Annotated in this window: 18 protein-coding genes and 4 pseudogenes; 5 read left to right on the top strand and 17 right to left on the bottom strand. The window is 36.1% G+C overall.

Translation table 11 applies throughout. From position 1 onward, the window contains the following. The first annotated feature begins 14 nt into the window (after positions 1–14). Both IPN31_05495 and rplQ read left to right on the top strand, forming a co-directional pair. Positions 15–1,016, top strand: a pseudogene (locus tag IPN31_05495) (DNA-directed RNA polymerase subunit alpha). Positions 1,017–1,052: 36 nt separating this feature from the next. Then, a pseudogene (gene rplQ / locus IPN31_05490) lies at positions 1,053–1,621 on the top strand (50S ribosomal protein L17). Between the two features lie 190 nt (positions 1,622–1,811). On the opposite strand, the gene IPN31_05485 reads toward rplQ, so the two are convergent. From IPN31_05485 to IPN31_05470, 4 genes are all read right to left on the bottom strand, one after another. After that, positions 1,812–2,696, bottom strand: coding sequence for a T9SS type A sorting domain-containing protein (locus IPN31_05485; protein MBK8681353.1), 885 nt, complete (start codon positions 2,694–2,696; stop codon positions 1,812–1,814). A gap of 183 nt (positions 2,697–2,879) precedes the next feature. Then, positions 2,880–3,665, bottom strand: coding sequence for a hypothetical protein (locus IPN31_05480; protein MBK8681352.1), 786 nt, complete (start codon positions 3,663–3,665; stop codon positions 2,880–2,882). A 39-nt stretch (positions 3,666–3,704) separates the two neighbouring features. Beyond that, positions 3,705–6,251: an alkaline phosphatase family protein gene (locus IPN31_05475; GenBank protein MBK8681351.1), complete on the bottom strand. Its 2,547-nt coding sequence runs from the start codon at positions 6,249–6,251 to the stop codon at positions 3,705–3,707. An 11-nt stretch (positions 6,252–6,262) separates the two neighbouring features. Then, positions 6,263–6,493: a hypothetical protein gene (locus tag IPN31_05470; GenBank protein ID MBK8681350.1), complete on the bottom strand. Its 231-nt coding sequence runs from the start codon at positions 6,491–6,493 to the stop codon at positions 6,263–6,265. 111 nt (positions 6,494–6,604) lie between these two features. On the opposite strand from IPN31_05470, the gene lysS reads away from it, so the two are divergent. Both lysS and IPN31_05460 read left to right on the top strand, forming a co-directional pair. Continuing rightward, on the top strand, positions 6,605–8,110 hold the full coding sequence (lysS, locus tag IPN31_05465; protein ID MBK8681349.1) for a lysine--tRNA ligase: 1,506 nt from the start codon (positions 6,605–6,607) through the stop codon (positions 8,108–8,110). Between the two features lie 281 nt (positions 8,111–8,391). Further along, on the top strand, positions 8,392–10,041 hold the full coding sequence (locus tag IPN31_05460; GenBank protein ID MBK8681348.1) for an IS1182 family transposase: 1,650 nt from the start codon (positions 8,392–8,394) through the stop codon (positions 10,039–10,041). 289 nt (positions 10,042–10,330) lie between these two features. Here IPN31_05460 and IPN31_05455 read toward each other — a convergent pair whose 3' ends face one another. The 6 genes from IPN31_05455 to IPN31_05430 form a co-directional block, all read right to left on the bottom strand. Continuing rightward, positions 10,331–10,732: a T9SS type A sorting domain-containing protein gene (locus tag IPN31_05455; GenBank protein ID MBK8681347.1), complete on the bottom strand. Its 402-nt coding sequence runs from the start codon at positions 10,730–10,732 to the stop codon at positions 10,331–10,333. Positions 10,733–11,197: 465 nt separating this feature from the next. Further along, positions 11,198–13,009, bottom strand: coding sequence for a T9SS type A sorting domain-containing protein (locus IPN31_05450; protein ID MBK8681346.1), 1,812 nt, complete (start codon positions 13,007–13,009; stop codon positions 11,198–11,200). After that, positions 12,963–13,478, bottom strand: coding sequence for a hypothetical protein (locus IPN31_05445; protein ID MBK8681345.1), 516 nt, complete (start codon positions 13,476–13,478; stop codon positions 12,963–12,965). The genes IPN31_05450 and IPN31_05445 overlap by 47 nt, the downstream gene beginning before the upstream one ends. Before the next feature lie 327 nt (positions 13,479–13,805). After that, entirely contained in the window at positions 13,806–16,244 is a 2,439-nt protein-coding gene (locus IPN31_05440; GenBank protein ID MBK8681344.1) for a T9SS type A sorting domain-containing protein, read from the bottom strand. Positions 16,245–16,273: 29 nt separating this feature from the next. Next, a complete protein-coding gene (locus IPN31_05435) occupies positions 16,274–16,519 on the bottom strand; it encodes a hypothetical protein (GenBank protein MBK8681343.1) in 246 nt (81 codons plus the stop codon). A 443-nt stretch (positions 16,520–16,962) separates the two neighbouring features. Further along, positions 16,963–17,358 (bottom strand): DUF4293 family protein, encoded by a 396-nt coding sequence (locus IPN31_05430; GenBank protein ID MBK8681342.1) that lies wholly within the window; start codon positions 17,356–17,358, stop codon positions 16,963–16,965. Positions 17,359–17,436: 78 nt separating this feature from the next. Here IPN31_05430 and truA point away from each other — a divergent pair. After that, positions 17,437–18,175, top strand: a pseudogene (gene truA / locus IPN31_05425) (tRNA pseudouridine(38-40) synthase TruA). A gap of 185 nt (positions 18,176–18,360) precedes the next feature. On the opposite strand, the gene IPN31_05420 reads toward truA, so the two are convergent. The 7 genes and pseudogenes from IPN31_05420 to IPN31_05390 all read right to left on the bottom strand — a co-directional run bounded on the left by IPN31_05420 (position 18,361) and on the right by IPN31_05390 (position 23,979). Continuing rightward, positions 18,361–19,251 (bottom strand): aminotransferase class IV, encoded by an 891-nt coding sequence (locus IPN31_05420; protein ID MBK8681341.1) that lies wholly within the window; start codon positions 19,249–19,251, stop codon positions 18,361–18,363. Positions 19,252–19,257: 6 nt separating this feature from the next. After that, complete coding sequence (locus IPN31_05415; protein ID MBK8681340.1) at positions 19,258–19,962, bottom strand: sulfotransferase family protein; 705 nt, start codon at positions 19,960–19,962, stop codon at positions 19,258–19,260. A 309-nt stretch (positions 19,963–20,271) separates the two neighbouring features. Further along, a complete protein-coding gene (locus tag IPN31_05410) occupies positions 20,272–21,003 on the bottom strand; it encodes a sulfite exporter TauE/SafE family protein (GenBank protein ID MBK8681339.1) in 732 nt (243 codons plus the stop codon). Position 21,004: 1 nt separating this feature from the next. Continuing rightward, positions 21,005–21,595, bottom strand: a complete 591-nt coding sequence (locus IPN31_05405) for a hypothetical protein (protein ID MBK8681338.1) — start codon at positions 21,593–21,595, stop codon at positions 21,005–21,007. After that, positions 21,586–22,194, bottom strand: coding sequence for a hypothetical protein (locus IPN31_05400; GenBank protein MBK8681337.1), 609 nt, complete (start codon positions 22,192–22,194; stop codon positions 21,586–21,588). The genes IPN31_05405 and IPN31_05400 overlap by 10 nt, the downstream gene beginning before the upstream one ends. 15 nt (positions 22,195–22,209) lie before the next feature. Beyond that, positions 22,210–23,189, bottom strand: a pseudogene (gene moaA, locus IPN31_05395) (GTP 3',8-cyclase MoaA). Positions 23,190–23,415: 226 nt separating this feature from the next. Beyond that, positions 23,416–23,979 carry a phosphoribosylglycinamide formyltransferase gene (locus IPN31_05390; protein MBK8681336.1) on the bottom strand — a complete coding sequence of 188 codons (564 nt, stop codon included), beginning with the start codon at positions 23,977–23,979 and terminating at the stop codon, positions 23,416–23,418. Between the last annotated feature and the right edge of the window lie 67 nt (positions 23,980–24,046).

Here is a 24,046-nt window from a genome sequence, read left to right as displayed (position 1 = left end):
ATTAAAAATACGATATGTCAATTTTAGCATTTCAGCGCCCCGATAAGATTACTCTTCAAAAAGCAACAGACTTTGAAGGTACATTCGAATTCAAACCTTTAGGAACCCGGATTTGGTGTTACTGTCGGCAACGCATTAAGACGCATTTTGCTTTCTTCTTTAGAAGGATATGCAATTTCTGCAATAAAAATAAGTGGAGTAGATCATGAATTTTCTACTATAAATGGTGTGATGGAAGATATCACTGAGATAGTGTTGAATTTGAAACAAGTGCGATTGAAAAAGAATTAGGTGGGGATGATAATCAAATTGAAAAAATATTTATCTCACTTAAAGACAAGGAAGAGTTCAAAGCAGGGGATATAGAAAAGCACACAAATAATTTCCGGGTAATGAATCCCGATTTGCTTATTTGTCGCATGGAGCCTTTTGTAAAATTGGATGTGGAACTTACCATTCAAAAAGGTAGAGGATATATGCCCGCAGAAGAAAATAAACTAATTGAAGAAGCAATTGGTGTTATTCCTATTGATGCGATTTATACTCCAATTAAAAATGTACGCTACACTATAGAGAATACGAGGGTAGAACAAAAAACAGACTTTGAAAAACTGTTGATTGAAATAAAAACCGATGGTACTATTCATCCGGAAGATGCAATTAAGGAAGCTGCAAGAATTATGATTCAGCACCTGATGTTGATTACTGATGAAAATATTTCTTTCAATACCGTACATGAAAAAGAAACGGAAACTGTAGATGAGCATACATTGCATATTCGTAAATTATTGAAAACACCTTTGGAAGATTTAGATCTTTCAGTGCGTGCATACAATTGTTTGAAAGCCGCAAAAATTAATGGTCTGGCTGAATTAGTAAAGTATGATACTAACGAATTATTGAAATTCAGAAATTTTGGTAAGAAGAGCTTAGTAGAAATTGAAGCAATGGTTTTAGATAAAGGGTTGCAATTTGGAATGGACCTTTCAAAATTTAAATTAGAAGAAGAATATTAACAGATGTTGGGAAACATCACTATTAAATAATTTGAGATGAGACACGGTAATAAAATAAATCACCTGGGCAGAACTTACAGTCACCGTAAGGCAATGCTGATGAATATGGGCACCTCTTTGTTGATGCACAAACGCATTCAAACAACATTGGCTAAGGCAAAGGAATTGAGGGTGTATATTGAGCCATTAATGACTAAGGCAAAAGAAGATACTACGCACAATCGCCGTACTGTCTTTGCTTCGTTGAGGAGTAAAGAGCAGTTACTGAATTATTCAACAATATTTCAGTAAAAATTGCAACTCGAAATGGAGGTTATACTCGTATATTAAAATTAGGTGATAACAGAGCGGGAGATAATGCTGAAATGTGTATCATCGAATTGGTCGATTACAATGAAGGTATGTTGAAGGATAGCAAAACTGCTACGAAGAAAAGAACTCGTCGTGGTGCTGCTACCTCAAAAACCTCTGCTCCAAAAGCTGTTGAAAAGAAAGAAGAAATAGTTGCTGAGAAAGAAGAAGATAAAGCAGAGGAAGCTCCGGAAGTTATTGAAGAAAAGCCTTCTGAAGAAAGTACAGATACAACAAGCGAAGAAGTAAAATAAAATTATTCTTTATACAAGTTTTAAGGAAGAGGATTTAACGATCCTCTTTTTTTTATGCTATTTATATTTTGCAAAGGTAAATCTTGAATTAAGAAATTAAATCTGTTTTAATGAAATGAATTTTTAAAATTGAAGGCATAAAAAAAGCGCCCTTTTCAGGACGCTTTTTATTTGTATTAAAAAATTGTAATTAATTATTAATAAAAATTTGCTTGTTAAGTATTGCGCCATCAGCAACAATATTTACTAAGTAAACCCCATCAGCAGCACCTTCCAGATTAATGCGCATTCCTGATTGATTCAAGTCGTTGCTATAAACTGTTTGGCCAACTGCATTTACTACTTTAACTGTTGCACTTGTTGCATTTAAATTATTTACTGCAATGTTCACTGTATTGCCAAAGCTGTAAACATTTAATTTAGCTGCATCAATTGTTGGAATTCCAACTTCAACTTCTGTCTGACCAGCATCAATTCCTTCGTCAGCACCTAAACGGTAAGCATAATCCTTAATAGTTACTGAAACAGGGCCAACAGATACATCCATTCTTATCCAGCCATAATGTAATTCACCATCTATGTCGAAACGGATTCCAAGATATTTATCTGTTTGATTTGCAAATGGTCCATATGTAGCGCCGCTATATATAGAACCAAGAAAACCTACATTACCATAAGCATTAGTTCCAATAAAAGAAGCACCAGAATCAATAGCTGATCCTTCGTTCAGGGCACTACCGTAAGGCAGCGCCGGTCCTACATAACCAACGAATTGGTTATTCGCATTTCCATAACTGGCTGTAGGTAAGTAGCCAAACAATTTAACCCATGACCATTCTGGTGCTGTGGTTGCTGTGTTACCGTAAGCTTCAAAATAAAAATCTAATGCTCCGTTGTCATCAATATCCAACACTGAAAATTCCCCAAAATTTAATGTAACATCATCAATGTCAGTATAAATAATTTCCGTTTGAGCGCTGGCAGCTGCTCCGGTTAAGGCGAATGCGCCGGCCATAGCTGAATATGCAGCTAATTTTAAATTTGTTTTTTCTGATTTAGCGTAATTTTTTCTCATAGATATCTAATGATTAATTAATGAATGAAATTTCGAGGGCTAAAATAATGAAATTTTTTGCAAGCATATAAGTATGCTAATTATTTTTTTATTTAGATTTTTAATTGACTTACATATTACACAATAAATTATTTGCTCAGCCATATTTTTTTGTAATAAAGTGATTCTTGGATTCGATAACAACTATATAAATTCCGCTCGGAAATGTTTGGGCAGGTATCTCATTTTATAGCCGGAAATACTTGCAGTATAAATTTCCCTACCACTTATATCAACTACTTTACAAGTGGCATTTTCTAAAAACTCTTCTGATTGAATTATGATTGAAGTTTGATTGCTAAAAATATTAATTGCAGTTAATTCCGAATTTTCTGCTATGCCAACTGTTGTTCCTGCCACTATACCAGCATCCACCTGATTATCCCAGGCGAGTGCATTTAATTGAATACTACTTCCTCCTTCCGCAACGCTTAATCTTATCCATGCAAAATGTGTCGCACCAGAAATTTTAAATCGAATTCCCAGATAACTGTTATCTGTGCCTGACCATGGACCGCCTTCATAAACTACAGAACCATCCACAGATATAAATCCTGCTAATCTTGCTTTGGCAGTAAATTTTGGAATTGTATCCGCAATTAAATCTCCGGATTCAAAAATATAAGCGGAGTTAATTACATAACTACTTAAAGTATTTTGTTTTCCCAAAATCGCATTGACGCTGATACCTTGCCCATAGGCAAACCTATATTGATAAGGCACCATTAATCCACCTGAACTTTCAATAGAACTGATTTTACTTTCTATCCAAAACCTGATATCATTTATTCCATCTCCATCTATATCGAGTAAGATTGTATCATTTCCCAATACCAGTGAATCCGGATCCAAATCATTATAAACAACAAATGCCTGAGCATCTTCATGTATTGCAACAAATGCGATAGAAGCCACTGAATATGCAGCCAATCGTTTCAATAATATTTTACTTTTCTCTCTGACATTAGTTTATACTTTTTCCCGATACAGATTTTTATCTACTACACTTGCCATTGCATTTATATCCAGCTTACCACCCATAAATGCATTTATCTTTTCTAATTCTGCTTTAGGATTTTGAATAAGATTATTATGTGATACATATAATATTTTCACATTGCTTTGCATAGGTGCCCATGCTTTTACCCTTGTGAGATTTAGTTTAAATGCCTGCATCAATTTTAAATTAACTGTAGGCTCTTTCATTTTTCCGGAACGCACCAACATTTTTGCCTGACTCATCAACACCTCATCCATGTTACGCTCCATAAATAGAATTCTATATTCATATTGCGTGGGAAGTTCGAATAATAAATGTGAAATCACTTTCACCACTTTACCATTTGCCTCACCTAACCAAGTTTTATTTTTTCCTAAGGATTTTACCATTTCATGTTCGTAATAACCTTTAGGATTATTTTCATCCGCAGTACGCAACTTATCGGTAAATATTTCCTGACCACCTTTCTCCAGCATTTGCATCATCAAACTTGTTCCTGATCTTGGCAAGCCACTTACAATTGTGATAGTACCTTTTAAATTATCCTGCAATTCTTTTGTATGTGCTTTTGCTTGTTCCGGATTTTTTAAATGCTCGGTATATATTTTATTTAACCAGGCTCTTGCTTTATTTATTCCCGGTGCCATTTTCAAACACACTTCAAAAGCTTCGGCAGATTCCTGATACATTTTCATATAATACAATGATTCGCCAATATGATAATGCGCCACCGGATAATGATACATTAATCCCACACAATTCAAAAACTGTTCTAATGCATCTTCGTATTTTCCTCTGCGCAATAATGTAATGCCGAGTCCATGAAATGCCGATGCACTTCGGGGGTCATATTCCAATTCTTTACGGAACGCTTTTTCTGCTTTTGCCCAACGCTTCAGCAACATATATGATCTGCCGAGCTGCATATTAATTCTTGATGCAGGTGCTTCTTTTTCTATTTTTTCAAAAATGGCTAATGCTTCTTTCGGTTTATTTTCTATCATCAGCAGATTGCCTTCCATCACCAACATACTCAAAGAATCCTTACCTGTTTCTGCTTTTATTTTTGATAATACTTCTCTGCATTCAGTTATCATATTTAATGTTTGATAACAGGTAGCCAGACGCATTCCATAGCGGGTAACATCCGGATTTTCTTCAAACAGTTTTGTGAGTATTTCAATCGCAGGTTTATGTTGTCTTCCATTGATATAAGACCTCGCTAAGTAGTAGTTATTTTCATTCACCGTTTTCTGAATTGCCTTCTCAATATTCTCATCCGGTTTATCTACATAGCCCAACTCTATTAATTGCTCCAATGCTTCTTGAGCAGCATACGGATCTTCTTGTTTATCGGCAGGATGTTCACCACTATCGCCTTTAATATCATCCCAACTTGGAATTTGTTCTACGGTAATATTTTCATCAAAGGCATTCACTATTACATTGCCATCCATATCCGCTCCCACAGGTAATCCAAATAATGTAAGTAGTGTAGGAGTTACATCTAAAATACTTGCACCATACACTCTTTCATCTTTTTTTATATGCGGACCATTTAATACAACCACACCATAAGGACTATGCTCATAAGCCGGAGCCGCAGGTTCTTTTGGCAACGCAATCGGACGCAAATGATCGGGATGAAATCCATGATCAGAAATTAGCATCACTGTAACATCATCACCTGCTAATTGCAGCAGACGTTCCAACATCATATCATGAAATTTATATCCGCTTATCACCACATCTTTATAGGTTTCAAATAAATCGTCCGGCATACCGGGTAACTGAGGTGGATGAAATTTCATAAAGCCATGGCAGAAGTGATCAATAGCATCGAAGTAAACACCTACAAAATCCCATTCTTCATTTTCTAAAATATAAGTAGCTGCTGCCTGAATAGTGCTGCAATCAGCAATCACCTTTGCCAGCATACCCAATCGTTTATCTTTTTCCTGATCCACTTTCGCTGCTGTAGGTACAAAAGGTAAAATATGTGCGGGCGTTAACTCGGCCGGATGAATACGCATTTTCGCATAAATTTCTGCCTTCTCCGCAGGATGTACGGTGCCTTCAGCCATCGGCCATTTTTCATTAATAGGCTTGGTAGCTCTTTGGTATAAATTGGAAATCATAGTGCCATTAATTGGCTCTGCCGGATGACTTGGCCACCATCCCACTACATGACTTTTTAATCCATGTTGATTTAAAATATTCCAAACCGCTTTTACTTTTCTTGATGTAATAAATGCCGGGCGAATTCCTTTTCCCGAAGGATCGGGTTCTGTAAATCCATGGATGCCGTGCTTATATGGTCTTTTTCCTGTGCCAATAGATGTCCATAACATGGGTGATAAAGGCGGATCTAAAGTTGCCAGATTTCCCATTACTCCACCGTTTACTAATTTTTCTAAGGTGGGCATGTGGCCTGCATCCATCAATGGATTAATTACTTTCCAGTCTGCCGCATCCCATCCAATTAATAATACTTTTTTTGCTAATCTTTTTCCCATTGCACTTCCGCTTATTTTTTAGTTTTTTTCTTTCCTTCTATCGGTTTTGCTTTCGCTTTTTCTTCGGCTTTTTCATTCGCATTTTTTTCTTTCATCGTCTTTGCGAATTTGGCTCTCGCTTCCCGCCATGCTATTAAACCTTTATATCCTAATGCAAGTAAACCCAGTGAACCTTCGGGTGGTACATCTATCGGTGCACCCTCTTTAGTGGTGATTGTTATTTTTTGTTCTTTCGAAATCATAATTTTTTTTGCAAGGCGGTAAAGGTATTGCTTTTGTGGGGCTTTTCTGTCAATTGTTCATCAGTATCATAGGGTTGATTGTGTAATTTTACCCACCTAAATAAAAATGTAATGTCGTTGAACGAATTAGAATTAATAAGAAGAGAAAGTTTACACCAATTGCGATTAATGGGAATTGATCCTTACCCTGCAGAAGGTTATGATGTGAATGTTTCCAGCAAAGAAATTTTAGAGAATTATAAAACCGATTCATCGGATTTTAAAAATGTATCCATTGCCGGCAGATTAATGAGTAAGCGCATTATGGGTAAAGCTTCTTTTGCCGTGATTCAGGATCAGGCAGGACGCATTCAATTGTATATCAGCAGAAATGATATTTGTAAAGAAGAGGATAAAACATTGTATGATGAAGTGTTTAAAAAGCATTTGGATATCGGTGATATTATTGGTGTGAAAGGATATGCATTTACCACTAAAACCGGTGAGACAACTATTCATGTAACTGAATTAAAATTGTTGTGCAAATCATTAAAGCCATTGCCGATTGTGAAGACAGATGCGGATGGAAATGTGTTTGATGCATTTACGGATCCGGAGCAACGGTATAGAATGCGTTATGTGGATTTAATTGTGAATCCGCATGTGCGTGAAATATTTATCACCCGTGCAAAAATTGTAAATACCATTCGCAAATTTTTAATGGATAAAGAATATCTGGAAGTGGAAACACCAATTCTGCAACCCATTTATGGTGGTGCTGCAGCTCGTCCGTTTAAGACGCATCACAATACATTGGACATGACTTTGTATTTGCGCATTGCAAACGAATTATATCTGAAGCGATTAATTGTCGGCGGCTTTGATGGTGTGTTTGAGTTTGCAAAAGATTTTCGCAACGAGGGCATGGACCGGTTTCATAATCCTGAATTTACGCAGGTAGAATTATATGTGGCCTACAAAGATTATGAGTGGATGATGAACTTGGTGGAAGAGATGATTGAGCAAGTGGCGATTGCCGCAACAGGTGATACAAAAGTTACGGTGGGAGAAAATGTAATTGATTTCAAACGACCATGGAAACGCTATACTATGTTTGAAGCAATTCATGAATTTACAGGTGTAGATATTTCGGCGATGAATGAAAAAGAAATTTATGAAGCTGCCAGAAAAATGCATGTGCCTATTGATGCAACAATGGGGAAAGGAAAATTAATTGATGAAATATTTGGCGAGAAATGCGAGCCGTTTTTAATTCAACCTACATTCATAACCGACTATCCGATTGAGATGAGTCCCTTGGCAAAAAAACATCGCAGCAAAGAGGGATTGGTTGAACGGTTTGAAGCAATAGTAAACGGTAAAGAATTGTGTAATGCATTCACCGAATTAAATGATCCGATGGATCAACGCTTTCGCTTTGAAGAACAATTGGAATTAGGTAAGCGTGGTGATGAAGAAGCAATGGTGTTGGACGAAGATTTTTTAAGATCATTAGAATATGGTCTCCCACCAACAGCCGGTTTGGGAATTGGTATTGATCGTTTGACAATGATTATGACCAACAGCAAATCCATTCAGGAAGTATTGTTGTTCCCGCAAATGCGCCCGGAGAACTGATGTGAGAATGTGAGAATGTGAGAATGTGCAAATGGAAATGATTAACAGAGGGATGTAGAACTGTAGAATTGTAGAACTGTCGAATCGTGTAACTGTGTAATTGTGTAATCGGAAAAGGCGATAGCGATGGCAAATAGCGATGGCAATTCGAGCATTTTAAAAATCCGTGAAATCCATTAATCCGTGTAATCCCTGCCAGCCGTCAAACTGTCTAAAAACTACCCACACATTTTTGTTGAATAGTAACTTCAATTTATAAGTTATGATTTGCAATTTTATATATGCAATACATACAAGGAACAAATAGGAATCAGGCCGTATTGTTTAATGAAAGTTTAGATCAAATTATCAGCTTTGATAATGAAGTTCGTTTAATTGATTTATTTGCAGAGAGCATTATAATAGAAGATTTTGGTTTCGTGCAGAAACTAAATACTGAAGGTCGCCCTGCATACAATCCAAAGGATTTGCTTAAACTTTTTATTTACGGTTATCTCAACAGCATGCGCTCATCAAGAGTGTTGGAAAAAGAGTGCAGACGCAACATCGAAGTAATGTGGCTTATGAAACAACTTGTGCCAGATCATAATACAATTTCAAACTTCCGCAGAGATAATGAAAAAGCTATTCGCAAAGTTTTCAGATACACCGTAAGCATTGCAAAAGAATTTGATTTAATCGGCGGTAAATTAATTGCCGGCGACAGCACAAAACTGCGTGCTCAAAACAGTAAGAAAAACAATTTCAACCAAAAGAAAATTGAACGCCATCTGCAATACATAGATAACAAACTTGCTGAATATACAGATGCGCTTCGTCAGGCTGATGATGATAAAGATGATGTACAACAAGAGAATCAAAAAATAATAGAACAACAAATTTCAAAACACGAAAACAGAAAAGAATTTTATCATGCACTTACCGATCAATTAAAACAAACTGGCGAGCTACAAATATCGCTGAGCGACCCCGACAGCCGGCAGATGATTACCCGTAATGACATCATAGAAGTTGCTTACAATGTGCAGACAACAGTGGATGCTAAAAACAAATTAATTATTGATTATAAAGTCACCAACACTAATGACAATAAAGCGATGGGTGGTATGCTGCGCAGGGCGAAAACAATTTTAAAAACAAATGATATTACAGCACTGTATGATAAAGGATATCACGCCGGTAGCGAATTAAAAACAGCTTGTGAAATGGGTATTGAAACACTCGTGGCTATACCTGATAAATCTTCCGCATCTATGATTCCAGAACCTGCATACAATGTTTCAGAATTTATCTACGACGCAGTACAACATACTTACACTTGTCCGCAAAATCAAGTACTAAAAACAAACGGCAACTGGTATAAAAAAGACAGAAATGCACGGGGCAGAAAGCACACCGAACCTATACTTATGCAGCGCTTTAAAACTACGGCATGCAATGAATGTCCTGCATTAAATAACTGCACAAAAAATACAGGAAGTAGAGGTCGTGTAATAGAAAGAAGTGAATATCAAAATTATGTTGATCAAAATAAAATTAATATCCAGAACAATGCAGGTTTATATCGCAAACGGCAAGAAATAGTAGAGCACCCATATGGCATAATAAAAAGGCAATGGGGCTTCTATTACATCACTACTAAGCGGGGAATTAAACGGGCAAGTGCTGATGTAGGACTTATGCTCATCGCATTTAATTTACGCAGGTTATTTAATATAATTGATAAGAAAGAATTGTTTAGATACTTAATGAAGAAACTCATTTTATTATTTGCACCTCTGCAAACGAATTTAGCTTCGATATACCGAATTATTTTTTTCAGCACAGAAATTATTTTTATAAAAAATCATTTCAATAAACTGATTAAATCACATTTAATAAGTTATAGAAAACCGGAATTAGTATTTTTAAAATTTAACGGAGGTTTTTAGACGGACTGCCGGCAGGCAGGCGTGATTCAGATAATTGAAAAATTGTAGAACTGTAGAATCGTAGAACTGTAGAACAGTAGAACTGTAGAACTGTAGAATCGTAGAACTGTCGAATCGGAAAAAAGCGATAGCTAAGGCAGATGGCGATGGCTGGTTTACAGTAATTTTGAAACTCGAAACTCGAAATTTGAAACTCGAAACTTTGAACCTGAAACCCGAAACTCTTTTCACTGTCAACTGTCAACTGTCCATTGTCAATTGCCAACAGCCAACGGCCAAAAGCCATTTACTATTTCAAAATCGTATTCCGATAAGAAACTCCATCAATTTCAATTTCAGAAATATACATTCCACTTGCGAAGTTGGTCATGTCGATTGCTAAGGTTTGCATGCCTTCGTTGACAGCAATTTTTTCTGCATACATTTCACGACCTGTCATATCAAATATGCGGAGATAAGTAATGCCGCTGTTAGCACTTAATATATTCATGCTGACATTATTCACAACCGGGTTGGGATAAGGATAACCCATTTCGAAATTGCCATTTACTTTAATGCTGATTACATTGCTGTAATCGAAAGCACCATTGTAATCGGTTTGCTTTAAGCGATAGTAGTTTGTTCCTAAATACGGTTGCGCATCTGTATATTCATAATTCAATAAAGTACTGCTTTGTCCTGCACCTGCCACTGTTCCAATCTCCTCATAACTCTTTCCATCCAGACTGCGCTCGATAGTAAAATAATCATTGTTTAATTCAGAAATTAGTCAGTTCAAAACATTTCATTACCAACGTTTGAGCCATCAAATTTAATAAGTTATAGAAAACCGGAATTAGTATTTTTAAAATTTAACGGAGGTTTTTAGACGGACTGCCGGGCAGGCAGGCGTGATTCAGATAATTGAAAAATTGTAGAACTGTAGAATCGTAGAACTGTAGAACAGTAGAACTGTAGAACTGTAGAATCGTAGAACCGAATCGGAAAAAGCGATAGCTAAGGCAGATGGCGATGGCTGGTTTACAGTAATTTTGAAACTCGAAACTCGAAATTTGAAACTCGAAACTTTGAACCTGAAACCCGAAACTCTTTTTCACTGTCAACTGTCAACTGTCCATGTGTCAATTGCCAACAGCCAACGGCCAAAAGCCATTTACTATTTCAAAATCGTATTCCGATAAGAAACTCCATCAATTTCAATTTCAGAAATATACATTCCACTTGCGAAGTTGGTCATGTCGATAGCGAAGGTTTGCAAGCCTTCGTTGACAGCAATTTTTTCTGCATACATTTCACGACCTGTCATATCAAATATGCGGAGATAAGTAATGCCGCTGTTAGCACTTAATATATTCATGCTGACATTATTCACAACCGGGTTGGGATAAGGATAACCCATTTCGAAATTGCCATTTACTTTAATGCTGATTACATTGCTGTAATCGAAAGCACCATTGTAATCGGTTTGCTTTAAGCGATAGTAGTTTGTTCCTAAATACGGTTGCGCATCAGTATATTCATAATTCAATAAAGTACTGCTTTGTCCTGCACCTGCCACTGTTCCAATCTCTTCATAACTCTTGCCATCCAGACTGCGCTCGATAGTAAAATAATCATTGTTTAATTCGGTAGCAGTAGTCCAGTTCAGCACATTTGCATTACCAACGTTTGAGCCATCAAAATCTACTAATACGATTGGTAAAATATATTCTTCTGATCTGCCGATACCGTAAAATCTCATAAAAGTTACACCTGACATTTGTAATGTTATGGTTGAAGTAGAAAATGCGGATGGAACAGGTGAAGTACCTGCATCTGTCCAACCCGATGCTCCAGTGTTAGGGCTACGGAAAATAGAATGAAAACTATCATTAGCTCCCATATTATTTACTGCATCTGCTACCAGAGTTAAATCAAAAACATTTGGAGTGACATCTGCCGTAAAATCCCAATAACCGTTATCCAAAAATTGTGTTATTGGAGTGGGTTCGCTTCCTCCATAAATAGTGGAAGTTAATCCTGTTGGATTTATTAATGGAGTACTATTAAAATTGCTGCTAATTTGCGTTGCACCCGGAGAGCTACTCCAAGTCATAGCAGCGGGATTATAGCCAGCATCAGAACCTATTGGAAAGAGATAATTACCTGAACCACCAATAGTCCTTATAAACCGCCCTGTTCCATTGGTAACAACATACGATGAACTACTTCCTCCGGATAAGCCGGTGGCATTACTTAATGTTAAGCTGAAATTATTTAGTATTAGATTTTCATTTAATAGACTGAATGTATTCTGCACTTCTATCTTCTTATCAAGACTGATAGTGGAGCCATCTATTGTAAGATTATAAAATGTAGTAGAAGCGCCACTGATTACTTCAATATCAGGTGAATCTTTGAATATAACTGTACTAGTACCTTGTGTAAAAGAATTTGCTCCAGCCTTATTCCAGCTACCACCCACAGTAATAGTTGCAGAGCCGGCATTAAATGCAGCAGGACCCCCACTCAAGGAAACATCACCTGTTATATTAATAGGATTTGTCGCTGCGGATGTACCGCCACTTCCTGAAGTTGTGAAATTACCCGCCACATTTATTGTAACCGCAGGTAATGTTTTTGAACCACTCCCACTAAAATTTAGATTGCCGTAATCTTCTGCAGTAACTGCTTGTGCACCACCACCGGAATAATCTACAGTACTTGTTGTCCCAAAAGTTTTAGTACCAGTACCCGAAACTGTAACCATTGAAGTCCCGGTCAGACTTAAAGTCGCATTATCAGAAACACTTAAGTTTTTACCTGACGCTAAAGTGATGTCGCCTGTAATTAATGTTCCGGTAGTAACACTTAGATCACCATTAATTGTGGGTACTGTTGTAAATGTAACAGTTGCGCCACTTGTAGTTGCTATTGTTACATCATGTAAGTCTGATGCAGTGTTTTGAATTTTGATTGCTTGATCCATTACATATAATATCGCAATAATTTGTAGGGGATAAATACATATCCATTGTACCATTATTACTTAAATTTCCACCTATAGTGAGCGTATTAATACTTCCCGTTCCTGAGGCAACAATAAAAGATTTACCACTAGTTACTTTTACTAAACCCGTAACAACCAAATTATTGCTTGCATTGCCATCAAAGCTTAAGCTGCCTTTTACTGTTATACTTCCAATTGCATAATTAGGTGAAATATTAATAGTTATTGTAGAGGTATTTAAAATTGTAACATCACCTGTTCCTGCACTTTGGCCAGGATATTCTGTAGCTGAAACCCAACTTGTTGTAAATACCTGCCATTTTGTGGGATCATTCCAATTTCCTACACCGCCTGTAGATTGATAATCTCCTGCCACCTGCCCAAAACCCAATAAAGGCACGAATAAACAAACAGCTAAAAATGCGAAGAAGGAAGTAGAGAGTTTCATATTCAAAATAGTTTTATGAGTAAGGATACAAATATAATTTTCAAACACTATATACTATGATGTTTTAGTGCATAGTTGTGTGACAAGTGTAAAGTTAACAGGAATTTATGGAAGCTGCCTAAAAACAATTGTAAATTTTCACTGTAAATCAGCGTATTGTAACTGGAATGGGAGCTGCTTTTTAAAAGCACAAAAATATTATGCTGTACATAGCAAGATGAAAAGCCTGCAATTTCCCTGACAAGTGAATTTTTTAGGGTGTAAAAAAGCCGGAATTTATAGCATCAAATTGTATTTATCGTGATGCGGGGAAGACCATATTTTTTTTTATTGTTTTATAAATCTGTAGATGTCAGGCGCATTGTTTTGCATCAATTTTATAAAATATACACCTGCCGGCAAATCTGAAACAGGCAATTGTACAAGCTGATTTTCTGCGATATCGCCAATGTAATGCAGTTGTATTTGTCGGCCTGTTTGATCCAGTAATGCAATAGACACATTGGTTTGTTCTTGTCCTACAAATTGAATGGTTATAAAATCCGTTGCCGGGTTGGGATAAATATTTATAGCAATAGTGGATGTATTGAGCACACTTCTAATTATGCTGTTAGATATGTCGCCATTAAAATCTACTTGTTTCAACCGGTAATAATTTATACCTGAAAGAGGAGCTTCATCCGTAAACTGATAATGCAATAATGCAGAACTATTACCTGCACCACTAACGATACCAATACTTTCGAAAGTGCGGGCATCGTTGCTGCGGTCTATTGAAAAATAATCATTGTTTAATTCGGTGGCGGTAGTCCAAGTAAGCAAGTTTGCCAAACCGATATTTACCGCATCAAATTCTGTCAAAACAATTGGCAACACATAGGCACTATCAGAACGACCAATACCAAAATATCCAAACGTATTTAGACTTGTTGTTTTTGGAGAAATGATACCACCATAACCTGTGGTTGAAGTTGGGTCTCCTGCCCAAACATCCACTGGTGTGCCGGGTGTTCCATCTAATCCCCAGCCGGTAGAAGCAGTGGATGTATTATGGAAGATAGCATGCATTTCTGCCCATGTACCCATATTGGTTACACCTCCACTGGTAAGTGTGAGATCATAATTGGAAGTACTGCCGGTTGCAGTAAAATCCCAATAGCCATTATTCAGAAAAGAAGTAACAGGAGTATCTTCTGAACCACCATATAATTTGGCAGTAAGACTTGAAGGATTAGTAAGAACAGTAATGCTGAAATGACTACTGATTTGTGTAACACCGGGAGCAGCAGCCCAGTACATTTTTGCGGGATTGAAATATCCAACACTGCCAATCGGAAAATCATAAGTGCCACTTGCAGCGGAATTAATATTGCGGATAAAACGACCGGAATTATTTGTAATAACATACGAAGTGGCACTTCCTCCACTTACTGCGGTAGTTGCACTTTGGGTTAAACTTAAATTGTATGTATTAAGTGTTGCATTACCGAGAGTAAGTGTAAGTGCATGCGAAACCGTAGTAGCTACTGCAAGTGAAATACCTGAGCCATTTATTTGTGCATCGTAAAAAGTAGTTGATGATGTTCCACCAACAGTTTGCACACCATGTGAACTGATGAAATTCACGGATTGTGTTCCGGGAGTGAAGGTGCCGTTGTTCGTCCAGTTGCCAATAGCTGATGAATTTCCTGCGAGGTTAATTGTTTGATTGTTTGCCAATAATGAAGTGCCTGTATTAATTAAAATATTACCATACACATTGGCGGTATTAAGTAGTTTAACCGTTGGGGTACTGGTGTTTTTTACTATAGTTATACTTGGGAAACGAGTACCATCCACCACATCAAAATCATCGCTTGCGCCAGTTCCTGTAGTAGCAAGACCAAACTGCACAGTTCCGCCTGTAATTGTATAAGTGCTTGCTGCATTTCTATAAGCTAAACCTGTATTTGTATTTGCGTTTTGCAAAATAATTGTTCCACCACTTGTATTAAAAGTAGAACCTGTTGTGCGCAAATCGAATGCGGAATAAGTGGCATTGGATGATGAGGTAATACCAACTGTCATTGTGCCGCCACTCATGGTGAAAATATTATTATTACCTGTTGCAGCACCATGAAAAAATCCCTGAATATTTAATAGTCCGCCTTCCATTGTTAATTCTGAATTATTGCCATAAGTCAAATCATGATTTGCTAAAGTGCCCACATTATATTTTCCGGCAGTAACACGGATTAAACCATTCATGGTAATTGAATTTGCCTGAGCACTCACGGTTATATTTCCATTATTCAACCATAAGCCAGTTCCGGCAGGTATTGTATAATTGGTTGTATTAAAAAATGTATTGGTTAAAGTAAAGGCTCCTGATACTTTAAATATTCCATCAGTAAGAGTTAGAAAACCTGCGGGTACTGTGAAATTTGTTGAGGTAACTTCTACAATATTGTTGTTTGCAGCGCCGGTATTATTTACTGTAATAAGATTGAAATCGTTTGTGCCGCCGATACCTGAAATTGTTTGATTACTGCTTCCGTTAAAAGTGATATTGCATTTAGCAGTATAAAAGAAAGTTATATTGTATAAATCAAAATCCCCATTATTAATCAAATTGCCGCCAACGTTTAATTGATGAGTAGCAGTATAATTTCCAACATAAATACCACCCGCCCCTGCTCCAGTATTTGTAATTCCTCCGGTAACAGTTAAAGTTCGGCTTGTTGCATCGTTACCAAACGTAAATCTACTAAGGGCAATAATAACCAAACTGCCGATTGGATTGGCAGGGGTTACATTTAGACTAAATTAGAAAATGCTTGTGTACTAACAACTCCGGTTCCTGTCTTTTCCCCGGGATAACCTTGTGCGGCTGTAGGAACAACCCAATTGGTGCCATTATATCGTTCCCAAGTAGCTAAATTATTCCATTGAATTGCAAAGAGAAATCCTACACTTCTATAATCTCCCACAGCTTGACTATAAGAAACAAAGGAGTTCGCAACAAATAATGCAATAAGCAAAGTTGAAAAAAGAGTTTTCATTACGGGTACTGTTTTGTGTGTGTGTTAGGATAGCTAATTTTTAATTTCACCCGGTAAAGAATTCATCAACATGATTCGGCGAATTAAATAAGGGGTATAGATCAAAAATTGTTAAACCAAAATTAATTGGCTTTTGCATTAAAACATCATAAAAACAGGGGTTGGAATCAGTGCTAATCGCTGATTATCAATAACTAAAAAGAATTGTGAAAAAGGCTATCTTCTACAATAGAAAGTAAAGAACAGGAATCAGCGTAAATAAATTGGATAATTGATAATTTGTGTTTCCAATTGACATTTCATTAACCTTAATACGGCTTAAATATAAGATCATGTGACTATCGAAAATCTTCTTGTTTAGCAGAATTTTTTGAAATGATTTTTATCACTCCATTCTGTAAAACATTTAAAAGGATTGGCAACATGTTTTGAATGCGTAATTATTAACGCAACCTATCCATATCACGCACCACTTTCTCATCACGTTGAATAGATCGCATTGCCAGATAAAGAGATACCATTGCGGCAGGTAACATATAGAATCCCCAAAGTATGGTGAATTCCGGGACTGTTTTTTCTATGCGCAGATATGTGATTATAAGTAGAAGAAGTATTGCAACAATTAAGAATCTGCAAATAGTAATTTGACGCATGCGATTGTTAAACTGAAATATATTCAGCAGTGTGATGCCGCCAATAACGAACGTCATGATTAATAGCAGCATGTTCTCTTTTGGGTAATACAGCATAAAGTCGTTTGCAGCCGATGCAGACATAATAAATATTATTAAAAGCAAGGTGGTAACAAGCAAATAAACAGATTGAATTCTTTGTATCATGTTATGTAATTATAGATTCACGAATGTAATGCAAAAATATATCAGAGTTTAAAACATGTATGTTTTTATCTTTAAGCCTTGCGCTATTTTTTAGAAATACAATACAGAGGAACAAATTATAACGGCTGGCAAATTCAACCAAACGGAATTACCATTCAGCAAAAATAGATGATGCACTGCAAACTATTTTGCGTGATGCTATTCATTGTCTGGGTTGTGGCAGAACAGATTCCGGAGTGCATGCTTCACAATTTTTTTACACTTTGATACGAAAGCAGAATTCCCTGATAATTTTTTATTGCGGATAAATGCGTTTCTTCCACCGGATATTTCTGTGCTGAAAATTTTTGAAGTTGCGGAAAATGCACATGCAAGATATGATGCCACACAACGGATTTATGAATACAGATTGAGCAGCAGAAAAGATGTGTTTGATTATGGACTGTATTACTACAAACCATTTTATAAATTGAATCCGGAGTTAATGAAACAAGCTGCGGAAATTTTAGTGAAGTATAATGACTTTCCCTGTTTTTGTAAAAGCAGAACAGATTCGAAAACTACAATAGTAAATATCACTGAAGCAAAATGGATTTTTACCAATGATACCGACTGGATTTTTTATATCAGTGCCAATAGATTTTTAAGAGGTATGGTGCGATTAATTGTTGGCGCTATGTTACAAATAGGAGAAGAGCGGATGACCTTACAAGAATTTGAAAAAGGAATTCAAGAAGGCAAAAGATTTAAATATGCATTATCAGCTCCCGCACATGCGTTGTTTTTAACGAAGGTGGAATATCCTTTTTTCAATTGACAATGGACAGTTGACAATTGACAATGAAAAAAAAGTTTCGGGTTTCATGTTTCGGGTTTCGAGTTTCAAGTTTCGTGTTTCAAAATTACTGTTAACCAGCCATCGCCATTAGCCTTAGCTATCGCTTTTTTTAAACAATTCTACAATTCTACAATTCTACAATTCTCCATCCATCAGCTATTCGGCTAATCATCAAATCTGCTAATTTTTCTCCGATACGCTTCCTGCAAATGTTGCAACAACAGTGTTCCATTTTTATTGATAATTTTTCTGCCGTCAATTTCTGTTACGGCAACTAATTCACCCATTGTGCCGGTAGTGAATACTTCATCCGCAGTGTACATTTCTGTAAGTGAAATATTTTTTTCGGTGAGATGCAGATTCTCTTCTTTAGCAATTTCAATTACAATCTTTCTAGTGATTCCCGGCAAGCAAGCATCTGCATGTGGAGTATATATTTTACCATTGCGCATCATGAAAATATTACATGCATTTGTCTCGGCAACAAACCCAAAATTATCTAACATCAATGCATCATCTGCACCTGCAATATTGGCTTCTATTTTCGCAAGAATATTATTGATTAAATTATTATGATGGATTTTTGAATCTAAATTCTGCGGACTATTTCTGCGCACGGATGATGTAATTAGTTTAATTCCATTGTCGCCATAAACAGGGCGTTTCCATTCTGCCAACACAATTAAAGTACAGCCTTTTTGATTTAATCTCGGATCCATTCCTGAAGTAATCTTTTCTCCACGAGTTAATGTCAATCGGATATGTGCATCGTTGCGCATTCCATTTGCCAATAAGGTTTCATTAATAGCATGTTGAATGAACTCTTTTGTAGGAATATTTTGAAATAGCATCGCATGTGCAGAATCATGCAAACGATTGAGATGTTCTTTCAAACAAAATATGTTGCCGTTGTAAACTCGTAGTCCTTCCCAAACAGCATCACCACCTTGCACTACACTATCGAATACAGAAACTTTAGCTTCATGTCTTGGAAATAATTTATCTCCTATCCAAACATATATCTGTTCATTTTTTGGATTGTATTGTTGTTGCATTTGTAATTATTTAATTGCGTGTTGCAAAAGTATATTGTAATATTTCATTGATTCAATTACTGTCGGTTCATTTTCTATTTCAGAAGAAATAATAGCAGGAGAGTAAGCAGAAAATCCTGTTGATTGATGCACATTTTCATACCAGTATTTTGCCCAGATACCATCTTCTTTTATTGGTCCGGATTTCCATTCCAGCATATTATTATCAAATGGAATTTCACAACTGCTGCAAATTTTTCGCAATAAGATTTCAGGATTTTTTAAAACATCATCAGAGTCAACAATTATAAAATGCGCATTGTGTACAGATAGATAATGATACAACGCAAAGCTTTGTTTTATTCCCAAATCATCAATTGAAGGATGCGCAATTACTTTATGATAAGATTGAAATACTTTAGCAGGATGACGCAGGAGAATAATGTTTTTTGCAGCTAATAAAAAATTCCAATCTGTTTGCACAAGATGGTGGGTCATGTGTTTTACAAATACAATTTCTGCATTCTGTTCTTGTAAATTTTGAATAACTTTTTCTGCATTCTGTTCTTGCGTAGCCATCACTTCCTCTCTACCCGGATGATGTAATCCTGTGATTTTTAAATAGTGCGCATACAAGGGTTCATCCACCACAATGGTATCCTTGCGCTGGACAAAACTGTACATCATTGCAGTAGAAATATTTCGAGGACCGGAGAGAAGATTTATTTGCATATTTTTTTGGCTTTTGGCCGTTAGCTATTGGCTAAAAAAAACTTAGACTATTGACTTAGGAAATTGACAATGGACAGTTGACAATTGACAATGAAAAAAATAATTACGGATTTTTCATTTACAATTTATAATTTACAATTTACAATTTACAATTGCCTATTGCCTATTGCCTATTGCCTATTGCTCATTGCTCATTGCTCATTCATTTACCTTTGTATTTTGCTTTAGCCTTCGCTTTCGCCTTTTCCAGTTCTACAGTTCAACAGTTCTACAGTTCTACACTGTTCTACAATTTCACCATTCACCTCCTCAAACTCCAAACAACAACTTCACTGCTGCAATTAACAATACAAATGAAAGCAGATAAGAAAGTATTTTCGGTTTTGCATGTCGTGCGCCGAAGTATGCGCCTGTTGCACCACCTGCAAAAGCAATGGCAACCATCCACCACATATTATTTGAAAACGTAACGCCGCTGATTAACTGACCTGAAAGTCCGGAGATAGAATTCACTAAAATAAATACAGCGGAAACAGCAGCGGTTTGTTTCATATTTCCCCATCCCATCAACAAAATAATTGGTGATAAAATAATGCCACCACCAATACCAATCATTCCTGATAATATTCCGATTACTGTACCGATAATAAGTGCAAGTAATATTGGAATTTTTTTTAATTCCCCATCTTTTTTTTGAATAGAATAAATCATTCGGATAATTGCAATCAATAAAAAAACACCGAGAATTTTTTTATATAAATCTGCATCCAAATTTATCAGTCCGCCGATAAAAGAAGCAGGCACAGATGCAATAGCAAAAGGCCATAATAATTTCCAGTTAAAGTGTCCGTGTTTATAATATTGATATGCGCCAACAGATGCAACAAAAATATTTAATACCAATGCCGTTGGTCGCATTACTTCAGGTGCAAATGCAAATAATGCCATCAATGCCAGATAACCACTTGCGCCGCCATGTCCGACAGATGCATATAAAAATGCAACGGCAAATAATAGCACATAAAATAGAATGATTTCCATGCTAAATAGTAAAAGGTAAATACTGCACAGTAATTAAATCGCCGGCGTTGTAATTCGTGTTTTCTTCATTTGCAATTATTAAGCAATCAGAATCTGCAAACGATCTTAAAATATAAGATTCCTGTCGTTGTAAAATTTCAACAGTATTATCAGAAATTTTTCCTTTTAAAAAATGTGTTAATCCTGCTTTTTTTGAATAATTATTTTTCAATGGCAATTGTGCAGTTTGTAATGATGTATGCGGCATATTACAAAATTGATATAACCACGGAATTACATACATATAAAAACAAGTAAGTACAGATGCAGGATTACCAGGTAATCCGAATAGTGCAGTGTTATAATATTTTCCGAATAAAATTGGTTTGCCCGGCTTTTGTTTTACTCTATGAAATAGCACATTAAAGTGCGGATTTTCTTTTGATTTCGTAACTATATCATGATCGCCAACAGAAACTCCACCAGTAATTAATATCAGTTCACAATGTGAATGCAGTGTTTCTAATAAACGAGAAAGAGCAACAGTTTCATCTTTTACATAATGCAATTGCACATTATGAAAATGCACCGCATTTAATGCTGCTAATAACATAATGGAATTGGATTCATAAATTTTCCATCCACTAATTTTTCACCCGGCGCCATCAATTCATTTCCGGTAACTATGATATGAATTTTCGGTTTGCGATACACAGAAATTTTATCATAACCCATAGAAGCAATAAATCCAATTGCTGCTGCATTCAAATAAAATCCTTTTGAAACTGCAAGTTCACCCATTTGTATTTGCGAGCCACGCAAGCGCACATTACTACCTTGTTGTAATTCTCTATTTTCAATTGTGAGTTTACTGCCATCAGTTTTTACATGCTCTTGCATCACCACTGTGTTTGCACCCGGCGGCATTTTTGCTCCGGTGAAAATACGTTTTGCTTCACCTGTCCGCAAGGCAATATCTGCAGCATCTCCCGCAGCAATTTCACCCGTTACTATAAGATAATTATTAAAAAAATCAGTAAAGCGAAATGCATAACCATCCATTGCTGAATTATTAAATTGTGGAATATCCATGGGTGCAAAAATGTCTTCGGCAAGTACATGCAAAATTGCTTTATGTGTAGGCACAGTTTCAATAAGTGATGGACTTGTGTTATTCCGAATAATCTGCAATGCTTCCTCAACTGATATCATATTACAACATTTTCTTTATCCGCCGATGGAAATCATACTGCGGTTTTTAATTTCTTCTGCATCTATTTCTTGAAATTGCGGAGTAAACTGTCCGCCTAACATTTCTTTTTATCAAGAATATTTTTCCTGATTAAACTTTCTATATCTTCTCCATTGCGCAATGCAGATAATAAATCGGTTTCTGTTTTGGAGAATAGACAATTTTTCATTTTACCATCTGCAGTTAATCGCATGCGGTTACAAGAACTACAGAAAGGAGCACTCATGGTACTGATTACTGCAAAGGTGCCGGCATGATTTAATACTTTATATTTTTTTGCAGTATCATGCTTTCCATCTTGCAATTTTATAAACTCAAATTCATTGGCAATTGTCTCCAGCATTTGATGGTAAGTAAATACTTTTTCATGTTGCCAATGATTACCCGTGAATGGCATAAATTCAATAAAGCGAATATGCAATGGCAAGTTTTTGGTGAGCTGTACAAAGTCATTAATTTCAGCATCATTTACGCCACGCATCACCACACAATTTAATTTCACATGGAAATTTGCTGCTAATAATAATTCGATATTATTCCAAATGGTATTGAATTTATTTCTGCGGGTAATCATTGCAAATTTATCTGCATCCAAAGTATCTAAACTCACATTGAGTGAACGCATTCCTGCTTTCTGAAATGTGCTAATGTATCTGTCAACTAGAAATGCATTTGTGGTAATGGAGAGATCAGTTTTTAAAGTAGCTAACTGGGTAATTATTTGTTCTGCATCTTTTCTCACCAAGGGTTCGCCACCTGTTAATCTGATTTTATTTACACCTAAATCAGTAAAAATTTTTGCAAAAGAAAATATTTCATCTGCCTGCATCAACTTATCCTCCGGATGAAATTGCATGTCTTCGTCGGGCATACAATACGTACAGCGAAAATTGCAGTTATCCGTTAATGATATCCGCAAATAATTATGATTGCGATGGAAATTGTCTAAAAGCATTTTGTGTTATTCCAAAGCTACGAAACAAAAATGATTAGCTGATTTGTTGATTAGCCGATTAGCTGATGGATGGAGAATTGTAGAACTGTAGAATTGTAGAATTGTAGAATTGTTTAAAAAAAGCGATAGCTAAGGCTAATGGCGATGGCTGGTTAACAGTAATTTTGAAACACGAAAGTTGAAACTCGAAACCCGAAACTTTTTTTTCATTGTCAACTGTCAACTGTCAATTTAAAACAGCTTTTTCAATAACTTCCGGTAAATAAGCAAACTCCAATTCTCTCACTTTTTTTTCTATGGATTCCGGTGTATCTGTTTCGGAAATTGGAAATGACTTTTGAAAAATAATATCGCCATTATCATAATGTTCATCTACAAAATGAATTGTAATTCCCGATTCTTTTTCTTTGTTGTTAAATACAGCTTCATGCACTTTGTGTCCATACATTCCTCTCCCTCCATATTTCGGTAATAGTGCAGGATGAATATTAATTATCCGTTGAGGAAATTCTTCTATAAGTTTCTCCGGGATTAATTTTAAATAACCTGCTAATACTATCCAATGAATGTTTTGTGATTGTAATTCTGTAATTATTATTTCAGGATTTTTCCATGTTGCTTTCTCAAAAATACAGATGGGCACATTATATTTCTCAGCTCGTTCAATTACACCTGCTTCTGAATTATTTGTAACAATTAATGCAATTTCAATTGTGGAATGCTGAGCAAAATACTGCATACAATTCTCTGCATTTGTTCCGCTGCCCGATGCGAAAATTGCTATCCGTATTTTATTTCTTGATTGCTGCACTTTAATATTTTAAATTTTTTTTATAATGCATTGCGAAGGTAAGTGT

This window comes from Bacteroidota bacterium (genome assembly GCA_016715425.1).
Classification (GTDB): domain Bacteria; phylum Bacteroidota; class Bacteroidia; order Chitinophagales; family BACL12; genus JADKAC01.
Note: the sequence above shows the minus strand (reverse complement) of the source record. Positions and strands in the feature narration are given on the sequence as shown.